This is a genomic window from Halomonas sp. GD1P12, from assembly GCF_025725645.1.
Lineage (GTDB): Bacteria > Pseudomonadota > Gammaproteobacteria > Pseudomonadales > Halomonadaceae > Vreelandella.
In genome coordinates, this window is the sequence record NZ_CP107007.1 from 844,828 (window position 1) to 864,734 (window position 19,907).

At 59.3% G+C, this 19,907-nt stretch carries 17 protein-coding genes; 16 read left to right on the forward strand and 1 reads right to left on the reverse strand.

The window, feature by feature from the left end:
• Positions 1-11: 11 nt before the first annotated feature.
• Positions 12-1,022, reverse strand: a complete 1,011-nt coding sequence (ltaE, locus tag OCT39_RS03965; RefSeq protein WP_263586398.1) for a low-specificity L-threonine aldolase — start codon at positions 1,020-1,022, stop codon at positions 12-14.
• Positions 1,023-1,155: 133 nt separating this feature from the next.
• Between ltaE and OCT39_RS03970 the strand changes: the two genes are divergently transcribed.
• The 16 genes from OCT39_RS03970 (at position 1,156) to OCT39_RS04045 (ending at position 19,881) form a co-directional block, all read left to right on the forward strand.
• On the forward strand, positions 1,156-2,409 hold the full coding sequence (locus OCT39_RS03970) for an NAD(P)/FAD-dependent oxidoreductase (protein ID WP_263586399.1): 1,254 nt from the start codon (positions 1,156-1,158) through the stop codon (positions 2,407-2,409).
• Positions 2,378-2,908 (forward strand): spermidine N1-acetyltransferase, encoded by a 531-nt coding sequence (speG, locus tag OCT39_RS03975; RefSeq protein WP_263586400.1) that lies wholly within the window; start codon positions 2,378-2,380, stop codon positions 2,906-2,908. Before OCT39_RS03970 ends, speG begins: the two co-directional genes overlap by 32 nt.
• Before the next feature lie 384 nt (positions 2,909-3,292).
• Positions 3,293-5,005, forward strand: a complete 1,713-nt coding sequence (locus OCT39_RS03980) for a thiamine pyrophosphate-dependent enzyme (protein ID WP_263586401.1) — start codon at positions 3,293-3,295, stop codon at positions 5,003-5,005.
• Between the two features lie 67 nt (positions 5,006-5,072).
• A complete protein-coding gene (locus tag OCT39_RS03985; protein ID WP_263586402.1) occupies positions 5,073-5,834 on the forward strand; it encodes a metallophosphoesterase in 762 nt (253 codons plus the stop codon).
• A 388-nt stretch (positions 5,835-6,222) separates the two neighbouring features.
• On the forward strand, positions 6,223-7,197 hold the full coding sequence (locus OCT39_RS03990; protein WP_263586403.1) for an ABC transporter substrate-binding protein: 975 nt from the start codon (positions 6,223-6,225) through the stop codon (positions 7,195-7,197).
• Between the two features lie 111 nt (positions 7,198-7,308).
• Positions 7,309-7,743 (forward strand): tripartite tricarboxylate transporter TctB family protein, encoded by a 435-nt coding sequence (locus tag OCT39_RS03995; protein WP_263586404.1) that lies wholly within the window; start codon positions 7,309-7,311, stop codon positions 7,741-7,743.
• A 19-nt stretch (positions 7,744-7,762) separates the two neighbouring features.
• Entirely contained in the window at positions 7,763-9,325 is a 1,563-nt protein-coding gene (locus OCT39_RS04000; RefSeq protein WP_263586405.1) for a tripartite tricarboxylate transporter permease, read from the forward strand.
• Positions 9,306-10,874, forward strand: a complete 1,569-nt coding sequence (gene garD / locus OCT39_RS04005; protein ID WP_263586406.1) for a galactarate dehydratase — start codon at positions 9,306-9,308, stop codon at positions 10,872-10,874. Before OCT39_RS04000 ends, garD begins: the two co-directional genes overlap by 20 nt.
• 46 nt (positions 10,875-10,920) lie before the next feature.
• Positions 10,921-12,246 carry a glucarate dehydratase family protein gene (locus OCT39_RS04010; RefSeq protein WP_263586407.1) on the forward strand — a complete coding sequence of 442 codons (1,326 nt, stop codon included), beginning with the start codon at positions 10,921-10,923 and terminating at the stop codon, positions 12,244-12,246.
• Positions 12,247-12,650: 404 nt separating this feature from the next.
• Complete coding sequence (locus OCT39_RS04015) at positions 12,651-13,616, forward strand: Bug family tripartite tricarboxylate transporter substrate binding protein (protein WP_263586408.1); 966 nt, start codon at positions 12,651-12,653, stop codon at positions 13,614-13,616.
• A 26-nt stretch (positions 13,617-13,642) separates the two neighbouring features.
• Complete coding sequence (locus OCT39_RS04020; RefSeq protein ID WP_263586409.1) at positions 13,643-14,155, forward strand: tripartite tricarboxylate transporter TctB family protein; 513 nt, start codon at positions 13,643-13,645, stop codon at positions 14,153-14,155.
• Positions 14,155-15,660, forward strand: a complete 1,506-nt coding sequence (locus OCT39_RS04025; protein WP_263586410.1) for a tripartite tricarboxylate transporter permease — start codon at positions 14,155-14,157, stop codon at positions 15,658-15,660. The genes OCT39_RS04020 and OCT39_RS04025 overlap by 1 nt, the downstream gene beginning before the upstream one ends.
• Before the next feature lie 257 nt (positions 15,661-15,917).
• A complete protein-coding gene (kdgD, locus tag OCT39_RS04030) occupies positions 15,918-16,835 on the forward strand; it encodes a 5-dehydro-4-deoxyglucarate dehydratase (protein ID WP_263586411.1) in 918 nt (305 codons plus the stop codon).
• A gap of 97 nt (positions 16,836-16,932) precedes the next feature.
• Entirely contained in the window at positions 16,933-18,273 is a 1,341-nt protein-coding gene (locus OCT39_RS04035; protein WP_263586412.1) for a glucarate dehydratase family protein, read from the forward strand.
• Between the two features lie 68 nt (positions 18,274-18,341).
• Complete coding sequence (locus tag OCT39_RS04040) at positions 18,342-19,280, forward strand: Bug family tripartite tricarboxylate transporter substrate binding protein (protein WP_263586413.1); 939 nt, start codon at positions 18,342-18,344, stop codon at positions 19,278-19,280.
• A gap of 94 nt (positions 19,281-19,374) precedes the next feature.
• Positions 19,375-19,881, forward strand: coding sequence for a tripartite tricarboxylate transporter TctB family protein (locus OCT39_RS04045; protein WP_263586414.1), 507 nt, complete (start codon positions 19,375-19,377; stop codon positions 19,879-19,881).
• Positions 19,882-19,907: the final 26 nt, after the last annotated feature.

The following is a 19,907-nucleotide window of genomic DNA, read 5'->3' on the forward strand; positions in this document are numbered from 1 at the left end:
ACGTCCAGTACTTACGCCTGGCGGTCGAAATACGCTTTTATCACCTCGATCACGCGCTCGATGTCGCTATCGTTGATATCACGATGCACCACAAAACGCGTGGCGTAGACAAGATCGAGCAGAATGTCGTGCTCCTTGAGCCACGCGGCGAGCGAGGCGATATGGCCCTTCTCGACCTGGGTGAACACCATGTTGGTCGCCTGAGACGTCACCGTGAGCCCGGGCATCGCCGCCAGACCCTCGCCCAGTCGCGCCGCGCGGCGGTGGTCGTCTTTTAACTCTTCCACATGGTGATCGAGCGCGTACTGGCAGGCCGCGGCGATGAGCCCGGATTGACGCATGCCGCCGCCGACCACCTTGCGCCAGCGCCGCGCCTTTGTGATGAACGCGTGGGAGCCCACCAGCGCCGAGCCGATCGGCGCGCCGAGCCCTTTGGAGAAACAAAGCGACACGCTATCGAACGGCCGGCACATCGCCTCGAGCGAGCTATCCGTGGCCACCATGGCGTTGAATAGCCGCGCGCCGTCCAGGTGGGTGGCGAGGCCATGCTGACGGGCGAGCGCGGTGGCTTTTTGAAGGTAGTCCCCGGGCAGCACCTTGCCGGCGATGGTGTTTTCCAACGCCAGCAGCCGGGTGCGGGCGAAGTGGGGGTCGTCGGCCTTGACCGCGGCGTCTATCTTTTCAAGCGGCAGCGTACCGTCCGAGGCGTTTTCGATCGGCTGGGGCTGAATGCTGCCCAGCACCGCCGCGCCGCCGCCTTCATAGCGGTAGGTGTGGGCGCTCTGGCCGACGATGTACTCGTCACCGCGCTCGCAGTGCGCCATCAGACCTACCAGGTTGCTTTGAGTGCCGCTTGGAAAGAGCAGCGCGGCTTCTTTTCCGGCACGCTCGGCCAGGTCCTGCTGAAAGGCGTTGACGGTGGGGTCGTCGCCCCAGACGTCGTCGCCCAGGGCGGCGGCGAGCATCGCCTCGCGCATGGCCGGGCTTGGTCGGGTGACGGTATCGCTGCGTAGATCGATCACGGGGCTGGCTCCTTTCATGGCTGGCGCTTTACTTTCCGTAGGCTACGGACAAGACGATCATCAGCCGCTATGGTTAACAGAACCATAGGTAACAAAAGAATGGTTCACAGTACAGCCACGTAAAGGCGATGAAATGGATCTCAAAAGCGGTTATCCGTTCTGGGCGGTGAAAAATGGCCTGCTTGTCTCTTTTCCTCAACTGGAGCACGACCACGCCTGCGATGTGCTCGTCATCGGCGGCGGCATCACCGGCGCGCTGATCGCCGATGAGCTTTGCCAGCACGGCCACCACGTGGTGGTGGTCGAGCGCCGCGACATCGGCTGGGGCAGCTCGGCGGCGAGCACCGCGCTTTTACAGTACGAAATCGATACTCATCTGGTCGACTTGACCCAGCGCTACGACGAGCGCCACGCGGTCATGGCGTATCAGGGCTGTGCCGACGCCATCTTGACGCTCGAGCGCCTCGCCGGAGAGCTCGGTAACGTCTCTTTCGAGCGCCACGAAAGCCTTTATTACGCCACCAGCGAAGAGGACGTACCGGCGCTTGAGGCCGAGTTCGCCCTGCGCGAGAAGCACGGCTTCGACATGCAGTGGCTCGATCGCGAGGCGCTTTATGCGGCCTACGGAATAAAGGCGCCCTGCGCGATCCTGTCGCGGCTGGCCGCCAGTATCGACCCTTATCTCATGGCGTATCGATTGTTCGAGCGCCTGCGATGCCTGGGTGGCGAGGTGTTCGATCGCACCGAAGTGGATGCGATCGACCCTACCGCCGACGGCGTGCGGGTGCGCCTCAAAAACGGCGCCACGCTCGAGGCGGGCAAGGTAGTGATCGCGGCGGGCTATGAGTCGCAGCGTTGGTTGGATCATTCAGTGGCGAAAAATCGCAGCAGTTACGCCTTCGTGACCGACCCCATTGCGCCGGAAAAGCTCGGCAAGCTGCGCCATACGATGGTGTGGGAATCGGCCAGACCCTATCTGTACATGCGCGCCACCGACGAGGGGCGGCTTCTGGTCGGCGGCGACGACGATGACACCGATATTCCGGCGCGGCGCGACGAACGGGTCATGGACAAGGCCCATGGCCTGGCCCGCAAGGTCGAGGCCCTGTGGCCGGATCTAGAGATCAACCCGACCTTTAGCTGGGCGGGCACCTTCGCCGAAACCGAGGATGGGCTGCCGTATTTTGGCGCCTGCAAACGGTGGGGGCCGCACGTCTACTTCGCCCTGGCTTACGGCGGCAACGGCATTAGCTACTCGATGATGGGCGCACCGCTTCTGCGCGCGCTGATCGAAGGCACGCCACACCCACTAGCCGACTTTTTCTCCTTTGAACGCCATCTCAGCGAGTCCGACGATGACCCCGGTTCTGTACCTGCGCGCGCTTGAGCGAAGCGATCTGCGCTTTATTCATGAGCTCAACAACAACCAGAGCGTCATGTCCTATTGGTTCGAGGAGCCCTACGAATCCTTCGATGAGCTCGAGGAGCTCTACAACAAGCATATCCATGACAACGCCGAGCGCCGTTTCGTCGTGCAGGACGCCGCTGGCGTAGCCATCGGCCTGGTCGAGCTGATCGAAATCGATTACATCCATCGAAGCGCCGAGTTTCAGATCATCGTCGCCCCGGAGCATCAGGGGCGCGGCTACGCGCGTTCGATGATCCATCAGGCGCTCGGCTACTCCTTCACCATTTTGAACCTGCACAAGGTGTACCTGATCGTCGCCGTCGAGAACACCCGGGCGGTGCACCTTTACCGCGACTGTGGCTTCATCGAGGAGGGGCATCTGGTGCAGGAGTTCTTCATCAACGGCCGCTACCGTGACGTCAAGCGCATGTACGTGCTCCAGGACGCCTATCTAAAGCGCCTTGGCTCCCGCGATTAGAAAGCGCTAGCACGCCACACTAAAAAGCCAGCGCTAGGCGCTGGCTCTGTGTTTGTGGCGGTGTAGGTAACAATGTTCGCGACGATGCTGGTCGCTTTTAAGAGGACCTGCGTTAGCCAACGTGAGCGGCGAATCCTTCCGCTGCCAAGCGCTGCCATCTGGCCTGCTCTTCCCAGAAGTTCCATACCTCGTTACGGCCGAGGTCCTGCAACATGGTAGACATTTTCGCGTGCTCCTTGTGTGCGAACCCTCACAGTATAGTCGCTTTCTTGCTGCGCTGCAGCATTAAGCGATTTTTATCCGTATCGGCGCTTTAATCCGGCAAACCGGCGCAGCAGGAGCTAGGCTTGGGGAGGTTTTCCCTTTCGCGAACGGAGTCGCCAAATGAGCAAGAACGTAGCTGAAATCCTGGTCGATACCCTACAAGACGCCGGCGCCAAGCGCTGCTACGGCGTGGTAGGCGATTCGCTCAACCACTTCACTGATGCGCTCAGGACGAGCGAAATCGAGTGGGTGGGAGTGCGCCACGAAGAGGTCGGGGGCTTTGCCGCTGGCGGCGAGGCGTACATGACTGGCGAGCTTGCGCTCTGTGCAGGCTCCTGCGGGCCGGGCAGTCTGCACTTCGTCAACGGCTTGTTCGACGCCCACCGTAACAACGCACCGGTGGTGCTGATCGCCAGTCAAATTGCGCTGGGCGAGGTCGGTAACCACTTTCCCCAGGAGGTGGATCAAAGCGCGATCTTCAAGCAGTACAGCGTGTTTTGCGAAACCATCGTGTCGGCTGAGCAGGCCGGGCGCACGGCGGCCATGGCCGCCCAGGCGGCGATTGCCAAGCGCGGTGTGGCGGTGCTGATCGTGCCCGGCGACGTCATGACCCAAAAACCGTCCGGCGAGCTGAGCTTCAAGGCTCACACCTTCGACTACTCGATTCGCCCCAGCGCCCAGGCGCTGGTACCGGCGGTGCGCGAGCTCAACAAGGGCGGCAAGATCACCATTTTCGCTGGCGCCGGCTGTGAGGACGCACGCGATCAGGTGATTGCGCTGGCCGAAAAGCTCAAGGCGCCGATCGCCTGGACCTCGCGGGCCAAGAACTACATCGAGTACGACAATCCTTACCAGGTCGGCATGACCGGCGTGTACGGGCTGGAAGGCGGCTACCACGCGGTGGCGGAGTGCGACACGCTGCTGCTGCTCGGCTGCAGTTTCGCGTTTGCCCAGTTCTATCCGGACGGAGCGAACATCATCCAGGTCGACCATGAGCCGACCCAGATCGGCAAGCGCTACCCGGTAGATGTCGGCATCGTTGGCACCATCGCCGAAACTTGCGAGGCGCTGGTGCAAAGCGTCCAGGCCAACGAGCACACGAGCTGGCTCGATAAATGCCTGAAACGCTATAAAAAATCCCTCGAGAAGTCGGCGCACGATACGAAGAGCAACACGACGATTCACCCCCAGGAGCTGACGCTCGCCATCGACCGGCTAAGTGATGACAACGCGCTGTTCACCGCCGATACCGGCAGCGTCAACGTCTGGATGCTGCGCCATATCCACACCGGCGCACAGCGCAAGACGCTTTCGAGCCTGCAGCACGGCACCATGGCCAACGCCTATCCTCAAGCAATGGGTATTCAACTCGCCTACCCGGGCCGCCAGGTGATCGCGCTGTGCGGCGACGGCGGGCTCTCCATGCTCATGGGCGATCTCTTGACGTTGGTGCAGCGCCAGATTCCGCTGAAAATCGCCGTATACAACAACCAGTCGCTGAGTTTCGTCGAGCTCGAACAGAAGGTGGAGGGCATGCTCGACGCCTACACCGAGCTTCAAAACCCCAACTTTGGCGATGTCGCTCGTGCCATCGGGCTCTGGGGCAAACGCGTCGAGCGCGAGGACGAGCTCGACGCCGCGGTGACCGAGTGGCTGGCCCAGCCGGGCCCGGCGCTTCTGGACGTGATGACCAACCCGATGGAGCTGGTCATGCCACCGAAAGTGGAAACCGGCCAGGTCGCTGCCACCGCGCTTTACTCCGCCAAGGCGGTGCTCAGTGGGCGTATGGATGAAGTCGTCCATCTGGTGAAAAGCAACTTCCTGAAACGCTAGTGATCAGGTAGTTAGCATCAGGCTCGCCCGCGCACAACGGGCGGGCAGTGACGTTCAAGGAGATGCCATGCGCCTGCACGTACTGTCGGATCTGCACCTCGAACACTTTCCTGGCGGGCGAATGATACCCGATGTCGAGGCGGACGCTCTGGTGCTCGCCGGCGACATCCATCGTGGCGCCGAGGGCCTTGGCTGGGCGCGGGCGCGCTTTCCCGACCTGCCCATTCTCTACGTCCCCGGCAACCATGAGTTCTACGACGCCCATCTGACCGAGCACCGCCAAACCCTGGCCCGTGAAGCCAGGCGCCTGGGTATCGAGCTTCTGGACAACCGCGCACTCACCCTGGGGGGTGTGCGTTTTTATGGCACTACGCTCTGGACCGATTTCAACCTGTACGCCGAGGATCCCGCCCGCAGTTTTGAGGCGTGTGCTCGGAAAGCCCGCCGGCTGATGCCGGATTATCAGATCATCACCGACGGGCAGGGTGAGGTTTTCACCCCTGAGGCGAGTCAGGCACTTCACCGTGAGGCGCTCGGCTGGCTGACCCAGGCGCTAAGTGAACCTTTTGAGGGCCCGCGCGTGGTCATCAGCCACCACGCGCCACTTCGCGACTGCATTCCCCTGCAATACGTCGGCGATGTGCTCTCCCCGGCGTTCGCCTCGCACCTGGCACCGCTGATGGGGCGCATGGATCTCTGGATTCACGGCCATGTGCACGAGCCGGTGGATCTGGTGCAGGAGGGAACGCGGGTGGTGGCCAATCCGGGCGGGTATCCGGAGGAGGTGGGCCGTTATCGCTTTCGCGAGGATCTGGTTCTGCACCTTTAACGTTGCGATCGTCTTGACGCCGTCATGACATAAAGCTTGATTCGGTTTCGAGAACAAACACCCGTTTTTTACAGTTCAACGTTGATCAAGGATTAAACTTTGGTCGCGTTTTCGGTTTTTACGCTTGCCCCGTACAGCGCTTGTTCTTAATCTCCTACTTGTATGATGTATTATCAATAACTTCTAAAGTACCGCCTGCAGTGCGCCAGACGTTGTCAACCATCAGGTGGTGGAAGGTCGCCAAGGGCCTTGAGACGAAGAGCCGTTCTCTTTAAAGCAACAACTCACTATGAACGCAAAAGGTACGCTTATGCTAACCAAAAAAACGCTGATGAGTGTTAGTGTCGCTGGTCTTATGACAGGGCTCGCCCTGAGTTCCGGTGTCGTCATGGCGCAGGATGCCCAGCTACGCGGCAACGTCCGTGTCGTGATCGGGTCGACCTCGACCGGCGGCGATACCTACCAGAATGCCAGCATCGTGGTAGACCGTCTGGCCGAGCATCTCGGTTTGAACATGAAAGTCGATGCCGTGGGCGCAAGCTCTGCGTTTCGCACGCTGGATCGGGATTCCCGGGGCAATACCCTGATGATTTTCCACGATCAGTCCTATCTTGGCCATCTTTACGGCGTCGAAGGCTACGACGACGTTTTCGAGAACTACACCGTTGGGCCGACGATCGCCATCAACCCCGGCAATGCTTACCTGGTGCCCATGGACTCGCCTTACCAGACGCTCGACGATGTCGTCGCCGCGGTAGGCAATGGCGAAACCGTGCGCGTGGCCATTCAGCCTGGCGGCGTTTCGGAGATCGGTTACAGCGCGCTTAAAAATGCGATTGCCATCGAGCATCCGGGCCAGGAAGAGAACCTGGTGGCCGTCAATACCGGCTCTCAGTCTGACAAGAACCAGCAGCTGTTCGACGGCCAGGCCGATATCATCAACGGCAGTGTCCAGGCCAACGAGCAGTACACGCGTCTGCCGGAAGACGACCAGAAGGCCATGCGCTTTATCTGGCTGACCGCGCGCCAGGACACCATCGAACAGGCGCCGGAAGAGGGGCTGGGTCAGACAAGCCGCGAGCAGCTTCTCGAATACGTCGAGCCTAACGTGACGGTCACCATGGGCGATGACGAAAACTTCACCTTCGATAAGGAGTTCTTCTTCCTTTATAACAAGGAGATGGATCAGGGCATCGTCGATCAAATCGACGAGGCGCTGGCCGAGATCTACGACGAAGGCGAGATTCAGCAAGCCCAACTGGACGCCTTCTTCATCCCCGATTTCAAGCCTTCCGCTGAAGCCTCCGAGTATCTGCAAGAGAAAATGTCGCGCTACGAAGAGATCATCAGCAACCTTGATTAAGCAAACGGCGACCGGTGGGCCTGCCCATCGGTCGCTCATCCCCAACTAGGCGCGTGACGGACTTTCTCCCGAGAGCCCGGCGCGCGCCGAGTTTACGTTCTTGGAGCCGTTATGGCGTCAGATCCGTTGAGCGTTTCGATCGATTTCGAAACGTCGCACCTGTTTTTCCCCCACATCGTTCACTGGGTATTGGCTGGGCTGTTCGCGCTCATTCTGGTAACGAAAGTGGTGCCTTTTTTGGCCGCGGTCAAACGCGGAGAACGCACGCTGCCCATCATCGGTGAGTCGAGAGATTCCGCGCGCTTTTTCGGCACGCTGGCGCTGATCTGTGCCTACTTCTACCTGATGGCCGTGGTTGGCGATCTGTTCCCCTATACCGGGTATGGCTTTTTGTTCGTGTCGATGGCTTTTGTGCTGGTCATGTCACTGATGTATCTCCACGAGTGGACGAAAAAAGCGCTCATCATCGTCGTGATCAATGCCATCGTCGCGCCGACGCTTGCCTGGTTCGTGCTCGCCAAGCTCTTCACCATTACTCTGCCGTGACCGGAGCGGGTATATCGCCATGGAATTTCTAACCTTTATCGATCTCTCCTTTTTAATGCTCGTCAGCTTTGGCACCCTCGTGGGTATCATCTTTGGCGCGATTCCAGGCATGACCGCCACCATGGCGGTGGCCGTGTGTTTGCCGCTGACCTATGCGCTGGGCTTGAATCACGGGCTTGCGCTGCTGCTGGGCCTCTACGTCGGCGGTATTTCCGGCGGCATGGTGCCGGCGGTGCTGTTGAATATTCCCGGCACGCCGTCCTCGATTACCACGACCTTTGACGGCTACCCCATGGCCCAGAAGGGGGAAGGCGAAAAGGCGCTGCGCGTCTGCGTGATCGCCTCATTGGTGGGCGGGCTGGTCAGCGCGCTGGTACTGTTTTTGTTTGCGCCGCTTCTGGCCGACTTTTCGATCAAGTTCTCCTACGTGGAGAAGTTTCTCATCATTTTGCTGGCACTTTCCGTCATCGCCTCGCTTTCCAGCAGCATGCTGATCGGCATTTTCAGCGGCGTGATCGGCATCTGGCTGAGCCTGATCGGTGATTACAGCATCTCCGATGGCGGCAACGGCCATACCCGGCTGATGTTCGATTTCATGGAACCCTATCTGTTCGAAGGCTTTTCACTGCTGCCCGTGCTGATCGGTATTTTTGGTATTTCCACCATTTTGCTCGAGGCGGAAAAGGGCGTGAAGCGCGACATGGCCGGTGAGCGTATCAAGATCGGCAAGGAAGGCAGTTTCTCGTTCTCGATTTTCAAGGGTAGCTTCACCAATCTGACGCGCTCCTCGTTCATCGGGACCTTCGTCGGCATGCTGCCAGGCGTGGGTGGCAGTGCGGCATCCGTGCTCGCCTACACCCAGGAAAAGAATCTGGCGAAGGACTCCTCGCAGATGGGCAAGGGCGCCCCGCAAGGGTTGATCGCGTCGGAATCGGCCAACAACGCGCTGACTGGCGGCGCCTTGATTCCGCTGTTATCGCTGGGTATTCCGGGAGACTCTACCACGGCCGTTTTGATCGGCGCGTTCACCCTTCAGGGCATCCAGGTCGGGCCGCTGTTCATTCCGGAAAACCACGACACCTGGTACGTCATGATGACGGCGCTGGTGCTGGCGAACTTCATCATGTTCGGACTGATGTTCTTTGCCATCAAGCACATCGCCAAGGTGGTGATGGTGCCCAAGCACATTCTGTACCCGCTCATCGTCATGATGTGTGTGGTGGGCGCTTACGCGATCAATTACGGCATCATGTTCGATGTCTGGACGCTTTTGATCTTTGGGGTGCTGGGCTATCTGATTCAGAAAATCGGGCTTGAAGTCGCGCCGCTGATCATTGGGTTCATTCTGGGTAGCCAGGCGGAAGTCTACTTCGTCAAGAGCCTTGAATCCTTCGGCACCTATGGCATTTTCTTCACCAAGAGCCCGATCGCCATGGTGCTCTGGGGGCTGATTGCCGCATCCGTGCTGTTTGCCATCGTGATGGGCTTCAAGTCCCGCGCTCGGCAGAAGATGGAGCTGAGTCAAATGCATGACCCTTCGCACACCGATTCAGGAGCGCATCATGACTCACGTAACGACTAATTCACGCGTCATTCAGGTACACCCGAGCGACAACGTTGCCATCGTGATCGAGCATGGCGGCCTCGAAGCGGGGGTGACGATCAACGACGACTGCACGACCACGATGCCGATCCCGCAGGGCCACAAGGTGGCACTCAAGCCGATCGAGCAAAACGATGACATTGTGCGCTACGGCGAGGTGATCGGCACCGCGGTCGTGGCCATCGAGCGCGGCGCGCACGTCAACGAGCACAACGTGCGCCTGCCGGTTGCCCCGGCGCTCGAGGAGCTGCCGCTGGCAACCCGCCAGCCCCCGGCGCAGGAGCCGCTCGAAGGCTACACCTTCGAGGGGTTTCGCAACCCCGACGGCAGCGTCGGCACCAAGAACGTATTGGGGATTACCACCAGCGTTCAGTGCGTGGCCGGCACCGTGGAGTACGTGGTCGCGCGGATCAAGCGCGAGCTTTTGCCGCGTTTTCCCAACGTCGATGACGTGGTCGGGCTCAATCACAGCTATGGCTGCGGCGTGGCGATCAACGCGCCGGCGGCGATCGTTCCCATTCGCACGCTCAAGAATATCGCGCTCAACCCGAATTTCGGCAACGAGATCATGGTGATCGGGCTTGGCTGTGAAAAACTCCAGCCCTCGACGCTGCTCGAAGACCGCCCGGTGAAGATTTACGAAAATACCGAAGCCGCCGATCCCGAAGCCAACGTATTGAGCCTGCAGGACGAGAGCTTCGAAGGCTTTGGCGAGATGGTCGACGGCATTCTGGCCATGGCCGAGCGCCATCTCGAGCGCCTGAACAAGCGAAGCCGCGAAACCTGCCCGGCCTCGGAATTGGCGGTCGGCATGCAGTGTGGCGGCAGCGACGCTTTCTCCGGCGTGACGGCCAACCCGGCGGTGGGCTTTGCCACGGATCTGATCGTGCGTGCCGGCGGCAGCGTCATGTTTTCTGAGGTCACCGAAGTGCGCGATGCCATTCATCTGCTGACCCCGCGGGCCATCGACCGTGACGTCGGCCAGGCGCTGATCGATCAAATGGCCTGGTACGATGACTATCTTTTGCAAGGCCAGGCCGATCGTAGCGCCAACCCATCCCCGGGTAACAAGAAGGGGGGGTTGAGCAACGTGGTCGAGAAGGCGCTGGGCTCGGTCATCAAGTCCGGTAATTCGCCGATCGTCGACGTCATCGGCCCGGGCGAGCGCCTGCGGCGCAAGGGACTTACCTTCGCGGCCACGCCGGCCAGCGACTTCATCTGCGGCACACTCCAGCTGGCCGCCGGCATGAACCTGCAGGTCTTCACCACCGGGCGCGGTACACCCTACGGGCTTGCCATGGTGCCCGTGCTCAAGGTGGCGACCAACTCGCACCTGGCCAAGCGCTGGCACGACATCATCGACCTGGACGCCGGGCGTATCGCCACCGGCGAGGCCAGTATCGAGGATCTTGGCTGGGAGCTTTTCCATCTTATCCTCGATATCGCCAGCGGCCGTAAACAGGCCGCTGCGGACCGTTTGGGCATTCACAACGACCTGGTGCTTTTCAATCCAGCGCCGGTTACCTGAACACCTTTTATCGCTTTCACTGGTTTCAACAAGAGAGTCAATCGCCATGTTTCCCAAAATCAAATCAATGAAGGTCGTTCCCGTTGCTGGCTACGACGGTTTTCTGCTTAACCTGAGCGGTGGCCACGCGCCCTGGTTCATTCGCTGCGTCGTCATCCTTGAAGACGATGCGGGCAACAAGGGGGTAGGGGAGATTCCTTCGAGCGAAGGCATTCTCAAGGGACTGGAGCAGTGTCGCGATATCGTCGAAGGCTCGACCATCAACGCGTTCAAACAGACGCTGAACAGCGCCCGCGTGGCGCTTTCAAAAAACGGGCGCGAAGAGCGCGGTCGCCAAACCTTCGATCTGCGCGTGGCGGTTCACGTCATCACCGGACTCGAGTCGGCGCTTCTGGATCTTTACGGCCAGGCCGTGGGCCTGCCGGTGGCGGATCTGTTGGGGCAGTACGGCCGCCAGCGCGATGAAGTCGAGGCGCTGGGCTATCTGTTCCTGCTGGGCGACCCGGGCAAGACGGACCTGCCTTACCCGAAAGCGACCGACCCGAAAGACGCGTGGGACGAAGTGCGCTACCAGGAAGCGCTCACGCCGGACGCGGTTGCCAACCTGGCCAAGGCCGCTTATGAGCGCTACGGCTTCAAGGACTTCAAGCTCAAGGGCGGGGTGCTCAGAGGCGAGGAAGAGGCCGACTGCATCCGCGCGCTGCACGACGCGTTCCCGGAGGCGCGCTTGACGCTCGACCCCAACGGTGCCTGGAAACTCGATGAGGCCGTTCGCGTGCTGGATCCGATCAAGCACCTTCTGAGCTACGCCGAGGACCCCTGCGGTCAGGAAGAGAGTTACTCCGGCCGCGAAACCATGGCCGAGTTCAAAAAGCGCACGGGCCTGCCGACCGCGACCAACATGATCGCGACCGATTTCAAACAGCTGCAGTACGCCGTTCAGCTCAACGCGGTCGATATTCCGCTGGCCGACTGTCACTTCTGGACCATGCAGGGTGCGGTCATGGTGGGTGAGCTTTGCAACGAGTGGGGCATGACCTGGGGCTCGCACAGCAACAACCACTTCGATATTTCGCTGGCCATGATGACCCACGTGGCCGCGGCGTGTCCGGGCGAGATCACCGCGATCGACACGCACTGGATCTGGCAGGACGGCCAGCGCATCACCAAAGAGCCGTTCCTGATTCGCGACGGCAAGCTGAAGGTACCGTCGACGCCAGGCCTTGGCGTCGAGCTCGACGAAGAGCAGCTAATGGCCGCGCATCGACTCTACAAGTCGCTGGACGTGACCCAGCGCAACGACGCCATGGCGATGCAGTACCTGGTCGCGGGCTGGGAGTTCGATCCCAAGCGCCCGGCGCTGGTTCGCTAACACGCGAGTTTTATTAGAAAGTGGTAAGGGCCATCAGGCGTTCAACGCCTGTTTGGCCCTTTTTTTTGGCCTAGCATCATTAATAAAAGAGAGGGCCGGGTAATATTTTCCCTCCACGGTTTAGCCTATCTTCAGAGCCGAACACTTTGCGTTTTTAACTTGCAATACCGCTTGTCATTTCTTCTGAAAAGTTTGATTCGTTGGCTATCGAGATTTAAAAGTTACCGCTTAGTGGTGCGCCGCTTTCGGGTGGTTTAAAACACTGACTTTGGTCGTATGTTCAAACGCTGAAACTGCGGCTAGCTTGTAGCTGTATGATTAAATACATATGACTTTAAAAACGATGTTGGTTGCAACTATCTAAAAATCAAAAGCCAATAACTGGGGCAATAATAATGAACAAGATGAACGGTTTATTCGTGGGCGCAGCGTCGCTGTCGCTACTGCTGGCGGGAAGCGCTGCCATGGCTCAGGATTTTCAGGGGCCTGTCAGGATCATTGTGCCTTTTGCGCCAGGCGGTACGTCCGACATTCTCGCGCGCTATATAGCGCCGGAGCTCTCCGATGCGATTGGTCAGCCCGTTATCGTCGAGAACAAGGCGGGCGCGGGCGGCAATATTGGCGCCGACTTCGTTGCCAAGGCCGACCCCAATGGCCATACACTACTGCTTTCCGATTTGACCGCGCTATTGGCCGCCCCCAGTGTTTTGCAAAGCGTTGCCTACGATATCGAAACGGACCTAGACCCCGTGACGATGGTGTCGTACTCGCCCTACGTACTGGGTGTTTCACCCAATCACGAGTTCGAAAGTTTCGATGCCATGGTCGAGTATTCCCGCGCCAATCCCGGCGAACTCGCCGTTGCCACGTCGGGCGTTGGCGCCAACAACCATATTACGACCGAACGGTTGATCCAGGAGCTGGGATTGGACTGGACCGTTATCGCTTACCGAGGCGGCTCTGATGCGACTCGCGCCGTGGTATCCGGTGAAAGCGATATGCTGCTAAACGGCACGACCGCTTCGCTGCCGTTTGTCCTGAACGATCAGATGCATGCGTTGGCGGTCACCGGGGAAGAGCGGCTTGAAGAGCTGCCCGACGTGCCTACGTTTCGAGAGCTGGGCCTTCCAGGCGAGCTTGATGGAACCTATCAGGGCATTCTCATAACGGCCGGTAGCCCACCCGATATCACCGAGCGCCTTCAAGCCGAGCTTGCTGCCATCCTGTCGACCGAAGAGCTTCAAGCGAAAATCGCCGAGCAGGGTGGCCAAGCCAGGCCGTCCGAGTCACCTGACGAGCTGCGAGCGTGGATGACGGCGCAGAAAAGCGAGCTTGAAAGCTTCATTGAAAGCGCGGGTATCGGTCAGTAATCGTGTTCCTGTGAACTGACTCAAACATGTCCTGCTTGAAAGAGCAGGGCATTGTTCCTTGGCTACGTTCTTTTGGATACGAGATGCGCGCCATGCATATATTTACCAACCGCGATTTTTTGGCAGGGCTCGTTTGCCTGCTCATATCGGCGCTCGTTCTCTGGCAGGCGCAGGCGTATGACATGGGCAGTCTAAGGAGCATGGGGCCCGGCTATCTTCCCCGTTTTCTTGGCATGTCGCTTTGTGTTCTTGGGCTTGTCACCATGGCAATGTCGGCTAAAACGGCAACCGCGTTTCCCAAACTCAATGTGAGAGCGTTGGTATGCATCACGGTGGCGATCGTGGTCTTCGCCTTGCTCATGAGGCCGGCGGGGCTTTTCCTGGCGACCATGATGCTGGTGTATCTATGCGGTCTTAGTGAAAAAACCTTCAAGCCCATCAAGCTCACCGCGCTGGGGTTGGTGCTGTGTTTGATCTCCTACCTCGTCTTTATCCTGAGCCTTAACATGCCCATTCGCCTGTTTCCCTGGAGTTTCTAATGGAAATTTTAAATAACCTGGCGCTCGGGGTCTCTGTTGCTTTTACCATCGAAAATCTCATGTACTGCGCGCTGGGCGTCACCGTGGGGATGCTGATCGGCGTCATTCCCGGGGTGGGGCATCTGGCCGCCATCTCGATGCTGCTGCCGCTCACCTACTACGTGCCCGCCACGACGGCTCTGGTCATGCTGGCCGGTATTTATTACGGCGCTCAATACGGAGGGTCGACGGCCGCTATTTTGTTGAACCTGCCGGGTACGCCTTCATCGTCGGTGGTATGCCTTGACGGGTATCCCATGACCAAGGACGGGCGGGCCGGCGTTGCGCTATTCATGACGACGATCGCGTCGTTCGTGGGAAGCTTTATTACCGTGATCGTGCTGGCCGCCTTCGCCCCGCCGCTGGCCAACTTCGCCGTCGCTTTCAACTCGGCCGATTACTTCGCCATGATGCTTTTAGGGCTGGTGGCGGCCGCGATTCTCGTACAGGGCAACCCGGCAAAAGGGCTGGCTGCGGTCGTGTTCGGCCTCATCCTGGGCGTGGTGGGGACCGATGTAAGCACCGGGCTTCAGCGCTACACCTTTGGTTTCACGTTTCTTTATGACGGCCTGAATATCGTTGCCATTGCCATGGGCATTTTTGGCGTCACCGAGGTGGTGGCCAACGTTGGCAAAGTGATCCAGATAAAAGACGACAAAAAGATCACGTTCAAATCGCTACTGCCGACTCGACGCGATATCAAGGAGAGCATTTTCCCGATGTTGAGGGGAACGGGCATTGGAACGGGCATCGGTATATTGCCGGGAACCGGCACCTCGATAGGGTCGTTCATCGCCTATGCCGTGGAAAAGCGAATTTCGAAAAACCCGGAAAAATTTGGCAAGGGCGCCATCGAAGGAATCACGGCGCCGGAGAGCGCCAACAACGCCGCCGCTCAGTCAGCGTTCATTCCTACCCTGACGCTGGGGATACCCGGCGATGCGGTCATGGCGCTGATGCTGGGGGCGCTTTTGATTCATGGCATTACGCCTGGACCCAACGTGATTTCCGATAGTCCGGATCTTTTCTGGGGGCTGGTCATCAGCTTTTTGATTGGGAACGTGCTGCTTTTGATTCTCAATATCCCGATGGTCGGCTTGTGGGTAAGGCTTTTGAAGATACCCTATCCGATTCTCTATCCCTCGATCATTCTTTTCATCGTTATCGGCGTTTACAGCATTAATTACTCGAACATGGATATCGTGCTGGTCGCGCTGTTTGGCGTGATGGGATGTTTGTTTTTACTGTTGGGGTTCGAGCCGGCGCCCTTGCTTCTCGGGTTCATTTTGGGGCCGATGATGGAGGAGAACTTCCGTCGCGCCATGCTGCTTAGCCGTGGCGATTTGATGGTCTTCCTCGAGAGGCCGGTGAGCGCCGCTTTCTTCGCCATGATCGCTGCATTGATCGTTTGGTCGATCGTGTCAGCGCTTCGAAAGAAGCGGGTACCCGTAAGCGCCGAGTATTAGCCTTTAGGTGTTCCATGAAAAGCGCCTTGTCGAGCTACTACAGCCGTATTATGAAGCGATCGGCCGGTCAGCCAGGGAAAATACCAGGACTCATTTTGAGTTCATGAAGGATTAGCCTAAAGTCTAGAGGTGTATTTGTATGATGTATGACAAGATGCACCAATATACTGCTGCTGCCCTCGTTTCGAGCGCCCTGCGTTGGGGCATTGCACCATCGTCAGCTACGTTAGCTTGCTAAACTAACAAGAGGATTTGTAATGAATTTTTCTAAACAAGAGCTTAAAGCCTCCATTACCGATGGCCTGCTGTCATTCCCGGTGACCGACTTCGATGCCAATGGCAAATTCGATGCCGACAGCTATCGCAAGCGCTTGCTGTGGTTGAAGGAGTATGAAGTCTCTGCGCTGTTTGTCGCCGGTGGTACGGGCGAGTTTTTCAACATCACCCTGGACGAGTTCCGCGAAATCGTCGAAGTCGCGGTCGAAACGATCGGTGGCCACGTGCCGATTATCGCCAGTGCCGGCCAAAGCGCCGAGCTTGCCCAGCAGCACGCGAAGATCGCTCAGGAAGCCGGCGCCGACGGTATCCTGCTGATGCCTCCTTACCTGACCGAGTGCTCTCAGGAAGGCATCGTCGAGTATGCGGCGAGCGTCTGCCAGTCGACGGACCTGGGCGTTATCTATTACAACCGCGCCAACGGCTATTTGAACGTCAACGCCGTCAAGTCGCTGGCCGACCAGTGCGACAATCTGATCGGTTTGAAAGATGGCAAGGGCGACATGCAGGCGCTCAACATCACTATCAAGACGCTGGGCGACCGCCTTGGCTACGTGGGCGGCGTACCGACGGCCGAAATCATCGCCGAAGCGTACCTGGCGATCGGCGTGAGCACCTACTCGTCTGCGGTCTTCAACTTCGTACCCGACATGGCCGTCAAGTTTTACAAGGCGCTGCGTCAGGGCGACAGCGAGTTCGTTGCCAAGGCCACGCGCGAGTTCTTCATTCCGTTCGTCACGCTGCGCGACACCACGCCTGGCTACGCGGTGAGCCTGATCAAGGCCGGCGCTGACATCGTGGGCTACCCCGGTGGCCGCGTACGTGCGCCGCTGACCATGCCCAACAGCGATCAAGTCGGTCAGCTGAAAAAGCTCGTCGAGAACGCCAAGTCGCTCTAAGCGTTTGAAAAAAAATCGCCGGGTAGTTCGGCCTGCCCGTTGTTGCCCGGCGAGTGCAAATGATGGTTCATGCGCGCATGGATCGATGGAGACGTGTATGCCCACCCCCAATACGCCCACTATCACCGACATGCGTGTCATTCCCGTTGCCGGGCGTGACAGCATGCTGCTCAATATCGGTGGCGCCCATTCCCCGTATTTCACCCGTAACCTGATTATCCTCACGGATAGCGCCGGCAACGTTGGCGTGGGTGAAGCACCCGGCGGCGATACGATTCAACAGTCGCTGGAGAAAGCGCGCGCGCTGGTCGTGGGTCAGTCCCTTGGCAAGCTGCGCTCGCTGGTCGCCTCACTCAACCGTGATGGCCAGAGCGCTGACTTCGAGGATTTTGGCAAGGGCTCCTGGACGTTCGAGCTTCGCATCAACGCCGTCGCCGCCCTTGAAGCCGCGCTGCTTGACCTGATGGGCAAGTTTTTGGGCGTGCCCGTGGCGGAGCTATTGGGCAACGGCAAACAGCGCGACGCGGTCGATGTGCTGGGCTATCTCTTCTTTATCGGAGAAGGGCATTCGACACCGCTGGATTTCCGGCGGGGTACGCAGGGGCTGAGCCACGATTGGTATCGCCTGCGCGACGAGGCGGCCATGACCCCGCAGGGGGTCGTCGAACTCGCGCAAGCGGCTCATGACCGCTACGGCTTCAAGGATTTCAAGCTCAAGGGCGGGGCGCTTCCCGGCGAGCAGGAGATCGAGGCGGTCACCGCGCTACACAACGCGTTTCCCGAAGCGCGCACCACGATCGACCCCAACGGCGCCTGGTCACTTCAGGAAGCGATCAGGCTGTGCAAGAACCTGCATGGCGTCATCGCCTACGCCGAAGACCCGTGTGGGGCGGAGCAGGGATTCTCGGGCCGCGAGATTCTCGCCGAGTTCCGTCATGCAACGGGCCTGCCGGTGGCCACCAATATGGTGGCGACGAACTGGCGTGAAATGGCGCACGCGCTGATGCTGCGCTCGGTCGATATTCCGCTGGCGGATCCGCACTTCTGGACGCTGTCTGGCGCGGTGCGCGTCTCGCAACTATGCCAGGACCATGGCATGACCTGGGGTTCCCACTCCAACAATCACTTCGATATTTCGCTGGCCATGTTTGCCCACGTGGGTGCCGCCGCGGTTGGGCGCACGACGGCGCTGGATACGCACTGGATCTGGCAGGAAGGCGATGCGCGTTTGACGCACAATCCGCCGGAAATCAAAAACGGCCAGGTGGCGGTCACCGATGCGCCAGGGCTTGGCATCGACATCGACATGGCCGAAATCGAGAAAGCCCACGCGCTTTATCGCAGCCTACCCGCCGGTGGCCGCAACGATGCCACGGCCATGCAGTACCTGATCGACGGATGGACGTTCGATCCCAAGCGCCCGGCGCTGGTTCGCTAACCGTCGATGCCCGGATATGACTCGCTCACTATCCGGGTTTTTCAACCTGAGTAAGAGGTCAATCAACAATGAAAAAGCTACTCGGTAGTGTCACGCTCGCCATCACGATGGTGGCCGCAGGCCAAGCGGCTGCGGATTACCCCACCAAAAACATCAGCATGATCGTACCGTTCTCTGCCGGCGGTGGTAACGATACGTTCGTGCGTGCGCTTCAGCCCTTGATCGAAGAGCAGCTGGGCCAAACGCTGGTGATTCGTAACATCGCCGGTGGCGGTGGTGCGGTCGGCATGTCGCGCGCCGTTGCCTCGCCGGCGGACGGCTACACGCTGCTGGCAGCCAGCAACGCGATGCTCACACTCGAGGCGATGGGCAACGTGGCGTTCACCCACGATGATTTCGATTTCATCGCCAAAATCGTCGAAGAGCCCTATTTGGTCGCGGTCAGCAGCGACAGCCCCTACCAGGATCTCGAAAGCCTGGTAGAAGCGGCTTCGGCCGGCTCCATTCGCGTTGGCTCTTCCGGCGTTGGCTCGTCGGCCTATATCACCGCCAACGCCATCGCCGATCGTACGGATACCACGTTCAACCTGATTCCCTACCCGGGCGGCTCGGAAGCCATTTCCGCTGCCATGGGCGGGCACGTCGAAGCCGTCGTGTTGGGCGGTGCCGAGCTTCGCTCCGCGCTCGAGTCGGGCCGCTTGGACGCGCTCGCTACCACCTACGCCGAGCGCAGCGACAACCTGCCAGACGTGCCGACGTTCCAGGAGTCCGGTTATGACCTGACGCTGACCGTATGGCGCGGCATCGTAGGCCCGAAAGGTCTGCCGGACGAAGTGGAAGAGGCGTGGGTCGCCGCCATTCAGCAGATCGTCGAAGACGGCTCCTACGAAGAAACGGCAAACAATCTGGGGACAGAGCTTGCACCGCTTTATGGTGAAGAACTCGACGCCTTTATCGATGAATCGGCCACTATCATGCGCGAAGCCGCGGGTGATCTGGCTCAGTAATCGCGACCCCCATGCGCTGTTGGGCACCCCGTGCCTGACAGCGTGGCTGTACCAGGCGTTTCTCGCTTGGGTATAAAAGTTGCCAGGTAATCGTATGGAACGTGATATTGGAAAGCCGCTGTTTGATATTTTCCTGCTGATCGTGTCGGCCAGTGCGTTCGTCGCGGCGTCGGCCTTGCCCAACGTCGACATACCCGGCGATCTGTCGGCCTCTTTTTTTCCGCAGTTTCTGTCTGCCCTCGTGTTTATTCTGGCCATTCCCTGCCTGATCAAGGATACCCGGCAGTGGCGGAGCAAACGTGGCGCCGAGCCATCTTCCAGCGCCACTTCTCCGGCGCGCGGTGTGGCCCAGTGGGGGTTCATCATTGCCGCGCTCGTTGCGTATATCTATACGTTCGAACGGCTTGGCTACATCGCCAGCACAGCGCTATTCATCTTTTTATGCGTGATGGGGCTGACCGTGATTGGCGGTACCTGGACGACGCTGTCGGCGCCGAAAAAAGGGCTGTCGGTTTTGTTCGCACTGATTTTCTCGGTCGTACTGGCGGGCTGTATTTTTTACGTCTTTACCGATCTTTTCCAAATTCCGCTCCCGACGTGACCGGACATCCTCGAGTTGATATTTAG